This window comes from Streptomyces sp. NPDC002787, assembly GCF_053592095.1.
In genome coordinates, this window is record NZ_JBSFVC010000006.1 from 145,448 (window position 1) to 162,955 (window position 17,508).

10 protein-coding genes and 1 pseudogene are annotated in these 17,508 nt (G+C 69.1%); 5 read left to right on the forward strand and 6 right to left on the reverse strand.

From position 1 onward, the window contains the following. Positions 1-208: 208 nt before the first annotated feature. Positions 209-2,035: an AMP-dependent synthetase/ligase gene (locus ACWD26_RS10390; protein WP_451268250.1), complete on the forward strand. Its 1,827-nt coding sequence runs from the start codon at positions 209-211 to the stop codon at positions 2,033-2,035. A gap of 31 nt (positions 2,036-2,066) precedes the next feature. Here ACWD26_RS10390 and ACWD26_RS10395 read toward each other — a convergent pair whose 3' ends face one another. Next, positions 2,067-2,849: a Tat pathway signal sequence domain protein gene (locus ACWD26_RS10395; protein WP_451268252.1), complete on the reverse strand. Its 783-nt coding sequence runs from the start codon at positions 2,847-2,849 to the stop codon at positions 2,067-2,069. 231 nt (positions 2,850-3,080) lie between these two features. Here ACWD26_RS10395 and ACWD26_RS10400 point away from each other — a divergent pair, with 231 nt between their 5' ends. Continuing rightward, entirely contained in the window at positions 3,081-3,917 is an 837-nt protein-coding gene (locus ACWD26_RS10400; protein WP_451268254.1) for an aldo/keto reductase, read from the forward strand. A 76-nt stretch (positions 3,918-3,993) separates the two neighbouring features. Here the strand turns inward: ACWD26_RS10400 and ACWD26_RS10405 are convergent. From ACWD26_RS10405 to ACWD26_RS10420, 4 genes and pseudogenes are all read right to left on the reverse strand, one after another. Then, positions 3,994-4,732, reverse strand: a pseudogene (locus ACWD26_RS10405) (SDR family oxidoreductase). A 128-nt stretch (positions 4,733-4,860) separates the two neighbouring features. Continuing rightward, positions 4,861-5,781, reverse strand: a complete 921-nt coding sequence (locus ACWD26_RS10410) for a class I SAM-dependent methyltransferase (RefSeq protein ID WP_451268256.1) — start codon at positions 5,779-5,781, stop codon at positions 4,861-4,863. A gap of 95 nt (positions 5,782-5,876) precedes the next feature. Continuing rightward, the gene (locus ACWD26_RS10415) at positions 5,877-6,473 is read right to left on the reverse strand and encodes a dihydrofolate reductase family protein (RefSeq protein ID WP_451268258.1); all 597 of its coding nucleotides are present in this window, start codon (positions 6,471-6,473) and stop codon (positions 5,877-5,879) included. 179 nt (positions 6,474-6,652) lie between these two features. Further along, a complete protein-coding gene (locus tag ACWD26_RS10420) occupies positions 6,653-8,365 on the reverse strand; it encodes a glycoside hydrolase family 6 protein (protein ID WP_451268260.1) in 1,713 nt (570 codons plus the stop codon). A 379-nt stretch (positions 8,366-8,744) separates the two neighbouring features. Here ACWD26_RS10420 and ACWD26_RS10425 point away from each other — a divergent pair, with 379 nt between their 5' ends. The 3 genes from ACWD26_RS10425 to ACWD26_RS10435 all read left to right on the forward strand — a co-directional run bounded on the left by ACWD26_RS10425 (position 8,745) and on the right by ACWD26_RS10435 (position 15,566). Next, the gene (locus ACWD26_RS10425; RefSeq protein WP_451268262.1) at positions 8,745-11,660 is read left to right on the forward strand and encodes a glycoside hydrolase family 48 protein; all 2,916 of its coding nucleotides are present in this window, start codon (positions 8,745-8,747) and stop codon (positions 11,658-11,660) included. A gap of 143 nt (positions 11,661-11,803) precedes the next feature. Continuing rightward, entirely contained in the window at positions 11,804-14,470 is a 2,667-nt protein-coding gene (locus ACWD26_RS10430; protein WP_451268264.1) for a cellulose binding domain-containing protein, read from the forward strand. Between the two features lie 160 nt (positions 14,471-14,630). Continuing rightward, positions 14,631-15,566, forward strand: coding sequence for an endonuclease/exonuclease/phosphatase family protein (locus ACWD26_RS10435; protein WP_451268266.1), 936 nt, complete (start codon positions 14,631-14,633; stop codon positions 15,564-15,566). Positions 15,567-15,635: 69 nt separating this feature from the next. Here the strand turns inward: ACWD26_RS10435 and ACWD26_RS10440 are convergent, their stop codons facing one another. Then, the gene (locus tag ACWD26_RS10440) at positions 15,636-17,501 is read right to left on the reverse strand and encodes a rhamnogalacturonan lyase (RefSeq protein ID WP_451268268.1); all 1,866 of its coding nucleotides are present in this window, start codon (positions 17,499-17,501) and stop codon (positions 15,636-15,638) included. Between the last annotated feature and the right edge of the window lie 7 nt (positions 17,502-17,508).

A 17,508-nucleotide genomic window follows, 5' to 3' on the forward strand; every position in this document is an offset into this window, starting at 1 on the left:
GCGTAACCGGAGCGTGTGGGTTCGGTGGAGATTACGGTGCCGAAGCTTACTCCGGGGTCAGTAACTGCGCCCGATCCTCCCCATCTGTGCGGGTTTTTCGGCACGTACCAGGGGCATGTGTCCCCATGCGCCCCTCCACAACCCCTCCCGCCTGTTCTCCCGGTGAGGTAGCTTTCACGCGCTGTGGGGAGCGCCACGAGGAGTGGGTTTGCGCGAGTTCACCAACCCTCCGTCGGCGTCGGCGCCGCCGGTGGGCGGCCTGGCCGACGTCGTCTACGAGTACGCCCAGGAGGACCCGACATACATCGCGCTCGGCCGCAAGGACGAGCTGGGCGAGTGGCGCGATGTGACCTCCGCCGAGTTCCGCGACGAGGTGCTCGCGCTGGCGAAGGGGCTGCTGGCGCAGGGCGTACGGTTCGGCGACCGGGTCGCCATCATGTCCCGTACCCGCTATGAGTGGACCCTCTTCGACTACGCCCTGTGGACCGTCGGCGCCCAGGTCGTCCCCCTCTACCCGACCTCCTCCGCCGAGCAGGTCTTCTGGATGCTGTACGACTCCCAGTGCACGGCGGCCATGGTCGAACACGAGGACCACGCGATGACCATCGCCACCGTCATCGACCGGCTGCCGCAGCTGCGCCGGCTCTGGCAGCTGGACGTGGGCGCGGTGCAGGAGCTGTACGAGTCGGGGGCGCATCTCGACGACGAGGTGGTGCACCGGCACCGGCGGGCGGTGACGCCCGAGTCGATCGCCACGATCATCTACACGTCCGGCACGACGGGCCGCCCCAAGGGCTGTGTCATCTCGCACGCCAACTTCATGGTCGAGGCGGACACGGTCATCGAGCGCTGGGCGCCGCTGTTCAAGTCCCGCAAGGGCGACGAGGCCGCGACGCTGCTGTTCCTGCCGCTCGCCCATGTCTTCGGGCGTATGGTGCAGGTCGCGGGCATCCGCGGGAAGGTGAAGTTCGGTCACCAGCCGCAGCTCAACGCGGCAGTCCTGCTGCCGGACCTCGCCGCCTTCAAGCCGACCTTCTTCCTCGCGGTGCCGTACATCTTCGAGAAGGTCTTCAACGCCAGCCGGCGCAAGGCCGAGCGGGAGGGCAGGTCCGGGCCGTTCGAGAAGGCCGTCGAGGTCGCCGTGAAGTACGCGGACGCGATGGAGGCGAAGGCCTGGGGCACCGGGCCGGGCCCGTCGGCGGCGCTGCGGGTGCAGCACCAGTTCTTCGACAAGGTCGTCTACGGGAAGATCCGGGAGGCGATGGGCGGCCGCATCAAGTACGCGATGTCCGGCGGCTCGGCGATGGACCGGCGGCTCGGACTGTTCTTCGCGGGCGCGGGCGTCCACATCTTCGAGGGGTACGGCCTCACCGAGTGCACGGCCGCCGCGACCGCCAACCCGCCGGAGCGCACCCGGTACGGCACGGTCGGCCAGGCCATCCCGGGCATGACCGTGCACATCGCGGACGACGGCGAGATCTGGCTGCGCGGCCCGAACGTCTTCCAGGGCTACCTCAACAACCCCAAGGCGACCGACGAGACCCTGCACGACGGCTGGCTCGCCACCGGTGACCTGGGCTCCCTCGACGAGGACGGCTATCTCACCATCACCGGGCGCAAGAAGGAGATCCTGGTGACCTCGGGCGGCAAGAGCGTCTCGCCCGCGATCCTGGAGGAGCGGGTGCGTGACCATCCGCTGGTGGCCCAGTGCATCGTCGTCGGCAACGACCGCCCGTACATCGCCGCCCTCGTCACCCTGGACGGGGAGGCGGTCGAGCACTGGCTGACGATGCACGGCAAGCCGAAACTGTCGCCGGCCGACCTGGTGCGCGATCCGGAGCTGGAGACCGAGGTGCGGCGGGCGGTGGTCACCGCCAACACCCTGGTCTCGCAGGCCGAGTCGATCCGTACGTTCCGCATTCTCGCGCACCAGTTCACCGAGGAGCACGGTCTGTTGACGCCGTCGCTGAAGCTGAAACGCAAGGCGATCGAGAAGGCGTACGCGGTCGAGGTGGAGGCGCTGTACCGGGCGTGAGCCGAATCGGCCGACCGGACTTCCCTGCCGGTCAGACGAGTTGGTAGCCGCGCATGTTCCGCAGCAGCAGGTGGCAGTTCTGCAGGGAGCCCGAGGTGTCGCCGAGGGAGCGGTAGATGCCCCACTTGGGGCGCAGCCGGTCGGCGAGGAAGGTGTCGACGCCGGTGCGGGAGACGTCGATGAGGGTGGTCGAGCCCTTCTTGAGGATCCAGCGCACCGAACCGGCCGAGCCGTTGCCGACCTTGACCTGGAAGTCGACGTCGACCCAGGAGTTGTGCAGGGGCGCGAGGTCGGTGCGGCCGACGAGGATGTCGTCGATGGGCAGCTTCAGTTCGATGGTCTGCGCGCCGTTCACCCTGCGCAGGGACTGCACGACGAGGGGTGAAGTGCCCGCGCCGGGCTGCTTCATCTGCATGATGTGCGTGAAGGTGGTGGTCGCCTTCAGCGACGTCGGTATGTACATCCCGTAGGTGACGCGCCAGGTCTGCCCCTCGGTCCACCGCAGGAAGCCGCTGCCGGTGCGCAGTCCGGTGACCTCGTGGCGCTGGCGGTCGGTCGAGGTGTCCCGGTCGACGGTGTGCATGTCGAAGCGCCAGGTGTCGCCGGTGGCGTGGATGTGCGGCGCGGCGGAGGTATGTGAGTCGGCGCGGTCGTCCTCCAGGGTCTCGAAGGCGCGCAGCCCGTCGGCGCTCGCCGACGGGGACCACTTCAACTGCCAGGAGGCGGCGTGCGCAACGGGGGCCGGCAGCCCGACGGCCGAGGCGGCGACGCCGCCGAGGGCGGCGCCGAGGACGTTCCTTCGCGTGGGGGTCATGGGCCATCCATTCACGTATGTGACCAGGATTCACCGATGTACGTTCAGTGGTGGACAGGTTCCACGCGTGACCGTGTCCGGTCAATGGTCCAGACCGTTACTCTTGAACCGCCGGATCCTTTCCGGCCAATCTGCGATCCGGGCCGCGAGCAGTCCGCTCAGGAATGCATCGCACGCCGTGATCGTTGACGATGGGAAGTACCACCCGACGACTTAAAGGATCGAGAGCTCGTGAGCAGCAAGGTCCCCCCGATCATCCTGAACAACGGCGTCGAGATGCCCCAGCTGGGCTTCGGCGTGTGGCAGGTGCCGGACGACGAGGCCGAGCAGGCGGTCACCACCGCGCTGGAGGCCGGCTACCGCAGCATCGACACGGCCGCGATCTACGGCAACGAAGAGGGCACCGGCAAGGCCATCGCCAAGGCGGGTGTCGACCGCAAGGACCTCTTCGTCACCACCAAGCTCTGGAACAGCGATCAGGGTTACGACTCCGCCCTGCGCGCGTTCGACGAGTCCCTGGACAAGCTCGGCCTGGAGTACGTGGACCTGTATCTGATCCACTGGCCGCTGCCGGCCCGGGGCACGTTCGTCGACACCTACAAGGCGTTCGAGAAGCTCCACGCGGACGGCCGCGCCAAGTCCATCGGCGTCTCCAACTTCCTTCCGGAGCACCTGCGGACGCTGATCGAGGCCACGAGCATCATCCCGGCCGTCAACCAGATCGAGCTCCACCCGCACCTCCAGCAGCACGCGGCCCGTGAGTACCACGCGGAGCAGGGCATCGCCACCGAGGCCTGGTCCCCGCTCGGCCAGGGCAAGGGGCTCCTGGAGGTCCCGGCGATCATCGCGATCGCGCAGAAGCACGGCCGCACCCCGGCCCAGGTGGTGCTGCGCTGGCACCTCCAGCTGGGCAACGTGGTCATCCCCAAGTCCGTGACCCCGTCCCGTATCAAGGAGAACATCGAGGTCTTCGACTTCTCCCTGGACACCGAGGACATCGCCGCGATCAGCGCGCTCAACGAGGACCGGCGCATCGGCCCGGACCCGGCGACGTTCGACGTGGCGTGAGCGACGTGCACTGAGACCGCCCGCCGGACGCATGGCGTTCGGCGGGCGGTCTCCTGTGCGGCGGCGGACCGTGGGCTCAGACGGGCTGCCCGATCGGCCGTACGACCACGGTGTTGATGTCGACCCCGGCCGGCTGGCGGATCGCCCAGACGACGGAGTCGGCGATCTGATCGGCGGTGAGGAGATGGCCCGGCGGGAGGCTGCCGTAGCTGTCCCAGAACGGGGTCTCCACGCGGCCGGGCGCGATCAGGGTCACGCCCACGCCCCACTCGGTGACCTGCCGCCGGGTGTTCTCCGCCAGCCCGGTGACGGCCCTCCCCCACTCTCGACTTCGCTCGAGCGGGCGGTACCCCCATGGTGGCCCCGTAGATGTTGCCGGGCCCGTGCACGAACCCGGCGACGCTGCCGACCAGCATGATGCGCCCCCGGGTCTCCTTGAGCGCGTCGATGGCGGCCCGGATGAGCAGGGCCGGACCCAGCACATTCGTCAGCACCATCTCCGACCACCCGGCCGGGTCCCCCTCGGCGACGGTGTCGTGCGTGGCGAACCCGGCGTTGGCGAGGACGGTGTCGATCCGCCCGAACTCCTTCAGCGTGGCGTCCACCGCCGCCTGTACGTCCGCGTACTCGGCCGCGTTGCCCGGCAGGGTCAACAGCCCCTCCGGCTCCCCGAGTCCGGCGGCGAACTCCCGCAGCCGCTCCGTCCTGCGCCCGGTGACGGCCACCCGCTGCCCGTCGTCGAGCAGCCGCCGGGCGACGGCGGCCCCGATGCCGGTACCACCACCGGTGATGAGTGTGACTGGCGCGTCGGTCATCGCTTTACCCCCATGTGACTCCGGCCGACCGTCTGGACGCCGGTCGGTGGAGGGGAGTCCACCACTTGAAGCGCTCTCGAAGTCAAGTGCGCGCGAGGCAGAGAGACTTCAGCAGGTGTCTCGCGGGTTCACCGCCGCGCCACGTGCACCGTGTGGGCCGCGAGGACGAAGAGGTCCGTACGGTGGTGCAGGCTCGACTCGTCGTCCGGGTCGAGGAGACGGTCGATGGTCGACAGGTCGGCGGCGTCGAGGAAGTCCGCGAGGGTGTCCCGGCCGCGCCGGAACTGGGCCACGGCGTGGGCGCGGGCCGCTTCCGGGACCGGAGCGGGAAGGTCGAGGAGGAAGGTGCGCGACGTGGCGTCGCGCAGGCCCGCGGAGGTGAGCAGCCCCGGCCAGTCGTCGCTCTCCGCGACACTGCCGGGCAGCGACGCGCGCATCTCGGCGAACCACAGCTCCTCCGCCGCGTCCATCCGGGACTGCAGCCCGGGACGGCCGATACCGAGGTCACGCGGCAGGAAACGGCTGGGCAGCCCGCCCTCGACGACGGCCAACGTGCCGCCGGGGGCGAGTCGTTCGGCGAAGGCGGCGACGGCCGCGCGCTGGTCGCCGAGGTGGTGCAGACTGCGGCTCGCCCACATCAGGTCGGCGGGGTACTCCAAGTCGGCCAGACCGTCCGGCAGTTCGGCCTCCAGTGTGCTGAACCGGTCGGCGAAACCGAGGCGTTCGGCACGGGCTCGGGCCCGCTCCAGCAGGGGCCCGGAGCCGTCGACCGCGACGACCCGGGCTCCGGGGAACCGGTCGGCGAGCAGACAGCTCACGACCCCCGGGCCGCTGCCCACGTCGACGACCAGCCCCGGCTCGGGCTGTCGTGCGGCCACCCAGGCCGCGGCCTGGCGGTTCCACGGTGCGAACAGCTCGGCCTGCTCCTCCAGGTGCTCGGCGAGCTCGGCCCAGTCGATGTCGGTGCGGTCGTGATGGCCGTGGCCGTGGCCCTGGCCGGGCCGGTGGTCGTGCTCGTGCCGGCCCTGGCCGTGATGGTGCTGTCCCATGGTGGTGAACCTCTCGTCCGAGTTCCGTCAGACTGCTCCGACGCACCGGAGAAGGGCCAGTTCTCTTGCCGTATCGGCAAATCGCTCGTGCCGATTCAGTCCTTCTCCGCCACCCGGTAGGTGCACACGTTCACGCCCGTGCCGCTGGTGGCCGTGGAGACCAGCTCCAGGGTGTGCTTGGCGCCGTCGCCGGGGAAGATCGTCTTTCCGCCGCCGAGAAGGACGGGCATGACGATCAGGACGAGTTCGTCGGCGAGGCCTTCGTGCAGGAGGGTGCGGGCGAGGGTGGGACTGCCCATGACCAGCAGGTCGCCGCCGGGGGTCTCGCGGAGCCGGCGGATCTCGGCGACGGCTTCCCCGCCCGGGATGCGGGTGGTGTTGTTCCAGGTCAGCTCGGAGTCGGTGAGCGTGGCCGACACGACGTACTTGCGGATGGAGTTCATCCGGTCGGCGAAGGGATCGCCCGCACGGTCGGGCCACGCTCCGGCCATCACCTTCCAGGTGCGGCGCCCGTACAGCAGCGCGTCGGCCTTCTCCAGCGCGGCGTCCCAGGCGCCGCCCACGATCTCCGGGTCGAAGAACGGGTGCGTCCAGCCACCGTGCGCGAACCCGCCCTCGGTGTCCTCGTCGGGACCGCTGGGCGCCTGCACGACACCGTCCAGGCTCATGAACTCGCAGATCACGATGCGCATGGGTATTTCTCCTCGTCCTCTCGCGGTCTGTACGGCGATGAGGACCACCGCGCCGCCCGGAACTCATCGCGTCCACCCGCCTCCGCCATCGTGACGTGGCTCACACGGACGCGCCACCCATCCGCCAGGGGTCGGGGAAGCGTGACTGACCCCTGGCGGACCGGTTCACCCGAGCCGACTCACAGCGCGGGGTAGGCGTTCTGCATCAGCTGCTGGAACTGGGCGGAGAACCAGTGTCCGGAGAGCGGCGCGTTCGGCAGGGCGCCGGACATGTTGTAGTTGTTCCGCGGGTTGCCCGTGTACGTCGGGTCGCACATGCGGTCGAAGCCCTTGCCCTCGTCGTTCGGGATGGCGGAGCTGGCCCCGTCGGACTCCCCCGGCGGCTTCATCCACACGTAGGCGTCGATCCCCGCAGCCGGGGCGGCCTTCGGACGCTCACCGAGACCGGCACCGGACTGGTTGCACCAGTTGCCGGTGTTGAAGCGGCGGTCGTAGCGCCCGCCGTCGACGTACGTGTCGACACTGGTCGTCGCGCCCGGTCCGGTGGGCCGTGCGGTGCCGCCCCAGCCGTTCCTGGAGGTGTCGATCAGCATGCCGATGTTGGAGTTGAAGCCCGCCGAGACCAACTGGTTGCGGAAGGCCTGGGCGAAGGACAGCTCGTCGACGTAGCGGTTCCAGTCGACCCACTTCGACTCACGGACCGACTTGCCGGCCACGGTGTCGTTGATGGTGAAGTTGTTCTCCTTCAGCGCGCTGTAGTTCGCCGTGTTGGTGATGAAGCCGTGGACGTCGTTGACCGTGGCGCCCTCGGCCGTCGCCGCCTCCTTCATGATGGCGGCGGAGGGGGCGAAGTTGTCGTCCCAGCCGAGCCAGCCGTGGTGGCCGGCGTCGACGTAGTTGTAGACGTTGGCGACGTCGCCCAGCTTGTTGAGCGCGTAGCCGACACCCTTGACGTAGTTGCCGTTGGCCTTCATCACATCGCACTGCGGCACGGCCGTCGGACGACTGCCGGTGTTGGTGACGAGGTTGGGCAGCGAGTCGATCTCGACCGTGGTGACGATCCGCAGCGAGGCGTACTTGGGGTCGCCGAGGATCGCCTTGATCGGGTCGATGTACTGCGTCTTGTACTTGTCGATCTCCGTCGGACCCAGCTCGCCGTTGGAGGCGAGGGCCGAGCAGTCACGGCCGGGCAGGTTGTAGATCACCAGCTGGACGACGAGCTCGCCCGAGCCCTTCTGCCGCAGCGCCTCGTCGAGGTGGGCCCGCAGGCCCATCTTTCCGCCGACGCCCGCGATGGCGGCGGTGCGGTCCAGCCACACCCCCGTGGGCTGGTTGGAGATCCGGCTGCCGCCCGGCTCGGCGGCGGCGTTCGCGGACCATTCCGGGTTCACGTACACCTTGGCGCCGGAGTAGGGGTTGTCCACCCTCGTGCCGGGCGTACCCGGGCCCGGGTCGGTACCGCCACCACCGCCGTCGTCCACGTTGCAGGTCACGCCGTCGAGCGTGAAGGTGGTCGGCAGGGCGTTGGTGCCGCTGTAGGTGGCGTTGAAGCCGAAGCTCACCGAACCGCCGGTCGCCAGCGTGCCGTTGTACGTCTCGTTGGCGGCCGTCACCGACGTGCCGCTCTGCGTGATCCGGGAGTTCCAGCCGTTGCCGACCTGCTGGTTGCCGGCGTACGACCACTTCACGGCCCACGACGACTTCGCCGCGCTGTTGTTGGTGATCGTGACGGCGGCGGTGAAGCCCGTGGACCACTGGTTCTGCACCTTGTAGTCGACCGTGCAGGGAATGGCCCTGGTGCCGACGTCGTCGGGCACGGCGGCCACCGCGGTTCCTGCGGCGCCGGCGACCAGCGCCAACGCCGCGAGGAGTGCTGTTCTGGTACGGCTCATGAGTGCGGGTTCCTCTTCCGTAGTGGGGTGTACGAGGAGGAGTCGTCGCGCTGTCGCCGAGGCGAGTAAAAGACCTGAACGCCGGGGGTGTTCTCTGAGCGTCCCTCGCAGCTCGGGCGCGCCGGGGGGCGAACGCGTCGACTGATGGAACCGCTCCCACTGGTGCTGGTGAAGGTAGCGCCAAGTGACGGTAAAAAACAGAGGTGTTGCGTTATTGCGCTCGACGAATCTTTTCTCTCTGATCGAATCTTTTCGACTCTTCAAACGCCTTGACCCCTTGCACCCCCCTCCTCAATATGGGAGCGCTCCCACTGGTTCAAGGCTTGTTGTTGCTGCTCCGCCCCCACCTTCGCAAGAGCCGCACGGAAGGAACCAGAGCATGCACCCCAGACGGAGACGCCATGCCTCGCGGCGCCTGTGGACCGCCGTGGTCGCGGCCCTCACCCTCCCCTTGACGATGCTCGGCTCGGGCTCGACTCCCGCCAGCGCGGCGGCAGTTGCCTGCAACGTCGACTACAAGACCAATGACTGGGGCTCGGGTTTCACCGCCGAGCTCACGATCAGCAACCGGGGCACCGAGGCCATCAGCGGCTGGACCCTGACGTACGACTACGCGGGCAACCAGACACTCACCAACGGCTGGAGCGGCACCTGGTCGCAGTCCGGCAAGACCGTGACGGCTCGCAACGCGTCCTGGAACGGCACGATCGCCGTCGGGGCCGCGGTGACCACGGGCGCCCAGTTCACCTACAGCGGCACGAACGCCGCGCCGACCAACTTCGCGATCAACGGCACCACGTGTGTGGGCGCGCACCAGCCGCCGATCACGGTGCTGACGAGCCCGGCGCCGGGCGCGGTGTACTCGCAGGGCACCGCGGTGCCGATGGCGGCCACCGCCGCCGCGGCGGACAACGCGACGGTCACGAAGGTCGAGTTCTACGACGACACGACGCTGCTGGGCACGGACACGACCTCGCCGTACACCTTCTCGGCCACGGGGTTGACCGTGGGCAGTCATTCGCTGGTGGCGAAGGCGTACGACAGTCTGGGCGCGTCGGCGAACTCCACGCCGGTCGGCATCACGGTCGCCTCGGGTCCCGCCGTGGTGGTCTCGCCGACCCAACTGGGTGTGCGGCAGGGCCAGTCGGGCACGTACGACGTGAAGCTCTCGACACAGCCGTCGGGGAACGTGACGGTGACGACCGCGCGGGCGTCCGGCAACACCGGGCTCTCGGTGACGGGCGGCGGGTCGCTGACCTTCACGCCGTCGAACTGGAACACCGCCCAGAAGGTGACCATCGGCGCGAACGCCTCCGGCACCGGTTCGGCGGTCTTCGACTCGACGGCCACCGGGCACGCCAAGGCCTCGGTGACCGTGACCCAGCTGGCCGCGTCCAGCGAGTACGACGAGCGGTTCCTGGAGCTCTACGGCAAGATCACCAACCCGGCGAACGGCTACTTCTCCCCCGAGGGCATCCCGTACCACTCGGTGGAGACCCTGATCGTCGAGGCGCCGGACCACGGCCATGAGACCACCTCGGAGGCGTACAGCTACCTCCTGTGGCTGCAGGCCATGTACGGGAAGGTGACGGGCGACTGGTCCAAGTTCAACGGCGCCTGGGAGATCATGGAGAAGTACATGATCCCCACGAAGGCGGACCAGCCGACCAACTCGTTCTACACGGCGAACAAGCCGGCGACGTACGCCCCCGAACACGACACCCCCAGCGAGTACCCGGCCCAGCTCAACACCGGTGTCTCGGTCGGTTCGGACCCCATCGCCGCCGAACTGAAGAGCGCCTACAACACGGACGACATCTACGGCATGCACTGGCTGCAGGACGTCGACAACGTCTACGGCTACGGCAACTCGCCCGGCAAGTGCGAGGCGGGGCCGAGCGACACCGGCCCGTCGTACATCAACACCTTCCAGCGCGGGCCGCAGGAGTCGGTGTGGGAGACGATCCCGCAGCCCACCTGCGACCAGTTCAAGTACGGCGGCAGGAACGGGTACCTGGACCTGTTCACCCGTGACGCCTCCTACGCCAAGCAGTGGAAGTTCACCAACGCCCCGGACGCCGACGCACGTGCCGTGCAGGCCGCGTACTGGGCGGACATCTGGGCCAAGGAGCAGGGCAAGGGCGGTGACGTCTCCGCGACCATCGGCAAGGCCGCGAAGATGGGCGACTATCTGCGCTACGCCATGTACGACAAGTACTTCAAGAAGATCGGGAACTGTGTGGGGCCGACCAGCTGCCCCGCGGGTACCGGCAAGGACTCCTCCCACTACCTGCTCAACTGGTACTACGCGTGGGGCGGCGCCACCGACACCAGCGCCGGCTGGGCCTGGCGCATCGGCTCCAGCCACACGCACGGCGGCTACCAGAACCCGCTGGCCGCCCACGCCCTCGCCAACTACGCCCCGCTGAAGCCCAAGTCGGCGACCGGGCAGGCGGACTGGGCCAAGTCCCTGGACCGGCAGATCGAGTTCTACCGCTGGCTGCAGTCCAACGAGGGCGGCATCGCGGGCGGCGCCACCAACAGCTGGGCGGGGCGCTACGCAACGCCTCCGGCCGGGACGCCGACCTTCTACGGCATGTTCTACGACGAGAAGCCCGTGTATCACGACCCGCCGTCCAACCAGTGGTTCGGCTTCCAGGCGTGGTCCATGGAGCGGGTCGCCGAGTACTACCAGCAGACGGGCAACGCGAACGCCAAGACGGTCCTCGACAAGTGGGTCGACTGGGCGCTGTCCAAGACGACGATCAATCCGGACGGTACCTACCGGATTCCGTCGACGCTTCAGTGGTCGGGTGCGCCCGACACCTGGAACGCGTCAAGTCCCGGTGCGAACGCGGGACTTCATGTCACCGTCGCCGACTACACCGACGACGTGGGCGTGGCGGCGGCGTACGCCAAGACGCTGACGTACTACGCCGACCGCTCCGGTGACGCCGACGCGGCCCGGGTGGCGAAGGCGCTGCTCGACGGCATGTGGGAGCACCATCAGGACGGGCTCGGGGTCGCCGTTCCCGAGACGCGGGCCGACTACAACCGGTTCGACGACCGGGTGTACGTGCCGAGTGGGTGGACCGGGACGATGCCGAACGGCGACGCGATCAACTCGTCGTCGACCTTCGATTCGATCCGGTCGTTCTACGAGGACGATCCGGCTTGGTCGAAGATCGAGGCGTATCTGGCCGGTGGGGCCGCGCCCTCGTTCACGTATCACCGGTTCTGGGCCCAGGCGGACATCGCCCTGGCCATGGGTTCGTACGCGGAGTTGTTGGAATAGCTCCGGGCCGTAGGTCGTAGGTCGGCTGCGGGTGATCCGTGGCTGGTCGCGCCCACGCGGCGGAGCCGCACAGGAGACACAGCCCCGCGCCCCTTCGGGGGCGCGGGGATCTTTCCCCCCACTGTCAGGAGAGGACCCCCACTGTGCGAAGAACCCGCATCCTCACCACCGTCCTGGCCCTCGCGGCCGGCCTTCTCGCCGGATCCCCACCCGCGATGGCCGCTGACAAGGCCGAGAAGTCGGTGTCCGTCGCCGCCGACACCTACACCTGGAAGAACGCCCGGATCGACGGGGGCGGTTTCGTCCCCGGCATCGTCTTCAACCGCAAGGAGAGGAACCTCGCGTACGCCCGGACCGACATCGGCGGGGCCTACCGCTGGGTGGAGTCGTCGAAGACCTGGACCCCGCTGCTCGATTCCGTCGGGTGGGACGACTGGGGGCACACCGGAGTCGTGAGTCTCGCCTCCGACCCGGTCGATCCGAACAAGGTGTACGTGGCGGCCGGGACGTACACGAACAGCTGGGACCCGGGGAACGGGGCGATCCTTCGGTCGTCCGACCGGGGTGCGAGCTGGCAGAAGACCGACCTGCCGTTCAAGCTGGGCGGGAACATGCCGGGGCGGGGCATGGGTGAGCGTCTGGTCGTCGATCCGAACAAGAACAGCGTGCTGTATCTGGGCGCGCCCAGCGGCAAGGGGCTGTGGCGGTCGACGGACTCGGGGGTCACCTGGTCACAGGTGACGAACTTCCCCAACGTCGGCAACTACGTGGCCGACCCCTCCGACACCAGCGGGTACTCCAGCGACAACCAGGGCATCGTCTGGGTCACCTTCGACGAGACCACCGGCACGTCCGGTAACGCGACCAGGACCCTCTACGTCGGGGTCGCCGACAAGGACAACGCCGTCTACCGCTCGACCGACGCGGGCGCGACCTGGTCCCGGGTGGCGGGGCAGCCGACCGGCTATCTGGCGCACAAAGGTGTCCTCGACGCGACGAACGGCCATCTGTACCTGTCGTACAGCGACAAGGGCGGGCCGTACGACGGCGGCAAGGGACAGCTGTGGCGGTACGCGACGGCCACCGGCGCCTGGACGAACATCAGCCCGGTGGCGGACGCCGACACGTACTACGGCTTCAGCGGGCTGACGGTCGACCGGCAGGACCCGGGCACGGTCATGGCGACGGCGTACAGCTCCTGGTGGCCGGACACGCAGATCTTCCGCTCGACGGACAGCGGCGCCACCTGGACCAAGGCCTGGGACTACACGTCGTACCCGAACCGCGCGAACCGCTACACCATGGATGTGTCGTCGTCTCCGTGGCTGACCTGGGGCGCGAACCCGTCGCCGCCCGAGCAGACGCCCAAACTCGGCTGGATGACCGAGGCGTTGGAGATCGACCCGTTCAACTCCAACCGGATGATGTACGGGACGGGTGCGACGATCTACGGCACCGAGAACCTGGGGAACTGGGACAGCGGCGGCCAGTTCGCCATCAAACCGATGGTGCGGGGGCTGGAGGAGACCGCGGTCCTCGACCTGGCCTCTCCCCCGTCCGGTGCCCCGCTGCTCAGCGCGCTCGGTGACATCGGCGGCTTCCGGCACACGGATCTGACGAAGGTCCCGTCGATGATGTTCACCTCGCCGAACTTCACGACGACGACCAGCCTGGACTACGCGGAGTCCAACCCGAACACGGTGGTCCGGGTCGGCAACCTGGACTCGGGCCCGCACATCGCCTTCTCCACGGACAACGGCGCCAACTGGTTCGCGGGCACCGACCCGTCGGGCGTGAGCGGCGGCGGTACGGTCGCGGCGGCCTCGGACGGCAGCCGGTTCGTGTGGAGCCCTGCGGGCACGGGCGTGCGGTACACGACGGGCTTCGGCACCTCGTGGTCGGCGTCGAGCGGCATCCCGGCCGACGCGATCGTGGAGTCGGACCGGGTGGACCCGAGGACCTTCTACGGCTTCAAGGCGGGGAAGTTCTACGTCAGTACGGACGGCGGAGCGACCTTCACCGCCTCTTCGGCCACCGGTCTGCCGAGCGGTGACAGTGTCCGCTTCAAGGCGCTGCCCGGTGTGAAGGGCGATGTGTGGCTGGCGGGCGGTGCGACGGACGGGGCGTACGGCCTGTGGCACTCGACCGACAGCGGCGCGACCTGGACCAAGCTGTCCGGCGTCGAGCAGGCCGACACCGTCGGCTTCGGCAAGGCGGCCTCGGGTGCCTCGTACCAGACCCTCTACACCAGCGCCAAGATCGGCGGCGTACGCGGCATCTTCCGCTCGACGGACAAGGGCGCGACCTGGACCCGGATCAACGACGACGCCCACCAGTGGGGTTGGACCGGAGCGGCGATCACGGGTGACCCGAGGGTGTACGGGCGGGTCTACGTGGCGACGAACGGGCGCGGCGTCATCTACGGCGACTCCTCCGACACGGGCGGCGGGGGCGGCGGTACGGACCCCGATCCGGATCCCCAGCCGACGGGGGCCTGTGCGGTGACGTACAAGGTCACCAACGAGTGGTCGGGGGGCTTCCAGGCGGACGTGCGGCTGGCCAACACGGGCACGAGCGCCTGGACCGGCTGGTCCCTCGGCTGGACCTTCCCGAACGGCCAGACCGTCTCCCAGCTCTGGAACGCCACCTACACCCAGTCGGGTTCGGCGGTGACGGCCGGGAACAACAGCTGGAACGGCAATGTGGCGGCGGGTTCGTCGGTGAGCTTCGGCTTCACCGGAAGCTGGTCGGGGACGAACGGCAGACCGACCGCGTTCAAGCTCGGTGACCAGTCCTGCACGGTGACCTGACACCCGGGCAGGACGGGTTGAGGGCGCGCGTCCGGGTCGGCGCGCGCCCTCTTCGAGCCCTGTACACCTCGTCATATCGACATGTTCATGGCGGACACAGAGGGGCATCTCAGAGTGTGTACGCACGGCTCGCCCGGAGACCTTCACAGAAGGAGCCCCTGTGCCGAACCACAGCCGAGTCACGCGCCGACTGAGCATGAAGACCGCCCTCGCCGCGGCGGTTCTGCTGCCGTTGTCCCACACCACCGGACTGTCCCGCGCCACCGGACTGTCCAGCGCACCCGCCGTCGCGGCAGCGCGGGAGGAGGCCGCCGCTCCCCCTCTCGACACCATGTCCTTCAATCTGCGCTACGCGAGCACCGTCCAGCCCAACAGCTGGGCCGTGCGCAGACCGGTGATGCGGGCACTGCTGCGGCAGGAGGCACCCCATGTCATCGGTACCCAGGAAGGCCTCCACCAGCAACTGCTCGACATCGAGGCCGACCTCGGACCGAACTACCGCTGGATCGGCACCGGACGCGCGGGCGGCAACCGCGACGAGTTCATGGCGGTCTTCTACGACACCCGCCGACTCGCGCCCGTCGAGCACCAGCACTTCTGGCTCTCCGACACCCCGGAGGTGCCCGGCTCGAACACCTGGGGCGGCGGCTCCATCCGTATGGTCACCTGGGTCCGGTTCCGTGATCTGCAGGACGGCGGCAGACAGTTCTACGTCCTCAACACCCACCTCGACAACGCCAGCCAGTACGCCCGGGAGCGTGCCGCGGCCCTGATCGTCCAGCGCATCGCCGGATTCGACCGGTCGCTCCCCCTCGTCGTCACCGGCGACTTCAATGTGGCGGCCCACAGGAACAAGGTCTACGACACGATGCTGGGCGCCGGACTCGTCGACACCTGGGACACGGCGGCGGAGCGCGGCGACCTGTACGCGACGTTCCACGGCTACCGCCCGCTGACCCCGGGCGGCGACCGCATCGACTGGATCCTGACCACTCCGGGCATCACGGCGCACCGGGCGGCCATCAACACCTACGCGTCGAACGGCCAGTTCCCCAGCGACCACCTTCCCGTACAGGCGTCGCTGACGCTGGGCTGAGGTCGACGGCGGAGTCGACGGCGCGGTCGGTGGGCGGGCCGGGTGCCGGGCCCGCCCACCGACCGGTCCCTAGGGGGTGTACACCGTCGGCCTGGGCGCCGTCGGCATGTTGTTCCCGATGAAGAAGCTGGTGTGCGGGGGCTGGTTGTAAGCCGTGTTCTGCCAGGCCAGGCCCGTGCGGTACATGGTGTCGTGGAGCAGGGTGGTGATCTTCGTGCTCGTCTCGACCGGGGTCGAGTAGATCCGCAGGGCCGTGTTGCCGCTGGTCCGCCAGACGACCTCCTCACGCCAGTCACCGAGGATGTCGCCGGAGAGGGCGGGGGTGGCCTTGGTGCCGTTGTTGGAGGAGACCCCGGCGCCGGTCAGCAGCCGGGTGTCGGAGGAGGTGCCGTACTTGTCGATCCGGGTGCCGTCGAGGAGTTCGCGGACCGGGTCGCCGTCCCACCAGGAGAGGAAGTTGACGGAGGAGGGCTCGCGGCCCTTCGTCGCGCCGGCCCCGTCGCGGATGGAGCCGTCGGAGGCCGACCACATCTCGGGTCCGTCGTTGCCCGCGTAGACGTCCCCGGCGACTCCCCGGCCGTTGTCGCAGCAGGCGGCCAGCTGCCAGCGGACCGCGCCGTTGGCGGGGTTGATGTACAGCTCGGCGGGCTGGGAGGTGGACTCGGAGACCTTGAAGTACTCCAGGCCGGAGGTCGAGGCGTCGAGGTCGCCCAGGTGCTGGGCGTCGCCGTGGCCCGTCCTGGTGGTCCACAGGGCGCTGCCGTTGTCGTCCACGGCCATCGAGCCGTACACGATCTCGTCCCTGCCGTCGTTGTCGACGTCACCGACGGAGAGGCTGTGCGAGCCCTGCCCGTCGTAGCCCCGGCCGGTGTTGCTGGAGGAGTTGGTGTCGAAGGTCCAGCGGCGGGTGAAGGAGCCGTTCCGCCAGTCCCAGGCGGCGATCACCGAGCGGGTGTAGTAGCCACGCGCCATGATCAGCGAGGGCCTGGCCCCGTCCAGGTACGCCGTCCCGGCGAGGAAGCGGTCCACGCGGTTGCCGTACGAGTCACCCCAGGACGAGACCGTGCCACGGGCCGGGACGTAGTCGACGGTCTGCATCGCCCTGCCGGTCCGGCCGTTGAACATGGTCAGGTACTCGGGCCCGGACAGGATGTAGCCGCTGGAGTTGCGGTGGTCGGCGGAGGAGCTGCCGATGACCGCGCCGGTGCCGTCGACCGTGCCGTCCGCCGTCTTGGCCGCGATCTCGGCCTTGCCGTCGCCGTCGTAGTCGTACACCTGGAACTGCGTGTAGTGCGCGCCCGAGCGGATGTTGCGGCCCAGGTCGATGCGCCACAGCCGGGTGCCGTCGAGTTTGATGCCGTCGATGATCGTGTTGCCGGTGTAGCCGGACTGGGAGTTGTCCTTGGCGTTCGTGGGCTGCCACTTGAGGACGAACTCCAGGGCCCCGTCGCCGTCGAGGTCGCCCACGGAGGCGTCGTTGGCCTCGTAGGTGTACGCGACGCCGTCCGGGGTGGTCCCGCCGGCGGGGGCGCTGATCGGCACGTCCTTGTAGCCGGTGCGGAGTTGGACCGCGTGCACCGAGTCGCCCTGCTCCACGCCGCCCACGATCGCGCGGACCGTGTAGTCGGCCTGGGCCGGCGCCCCGGAGTGGAAGTAGTTGGTGGAGCCGGTGATCGGGGCCGCGTTGACCTTCGTACCGGCCCGGTAGACGTTGAAGGAGACGTCGTCGGGGTCGGTGCCCAGCCAGCGCCAGCTGACCAGGTTGCCGCTGTCGACGTGCACACTGACCACGCCTCGGTCGAGGGCCTCGACCTGGCGGGCGGTGGCCGCGGCGGCGGGCGGGCCGGTGAACGTGGTGAGTCCGGCAACGACGAGGGCCGCTGTCACGGCCGAGAGCGGGGCTCGGCGTCTGTGGTGCCTGGGCGGGTGCTGCACGTGACGA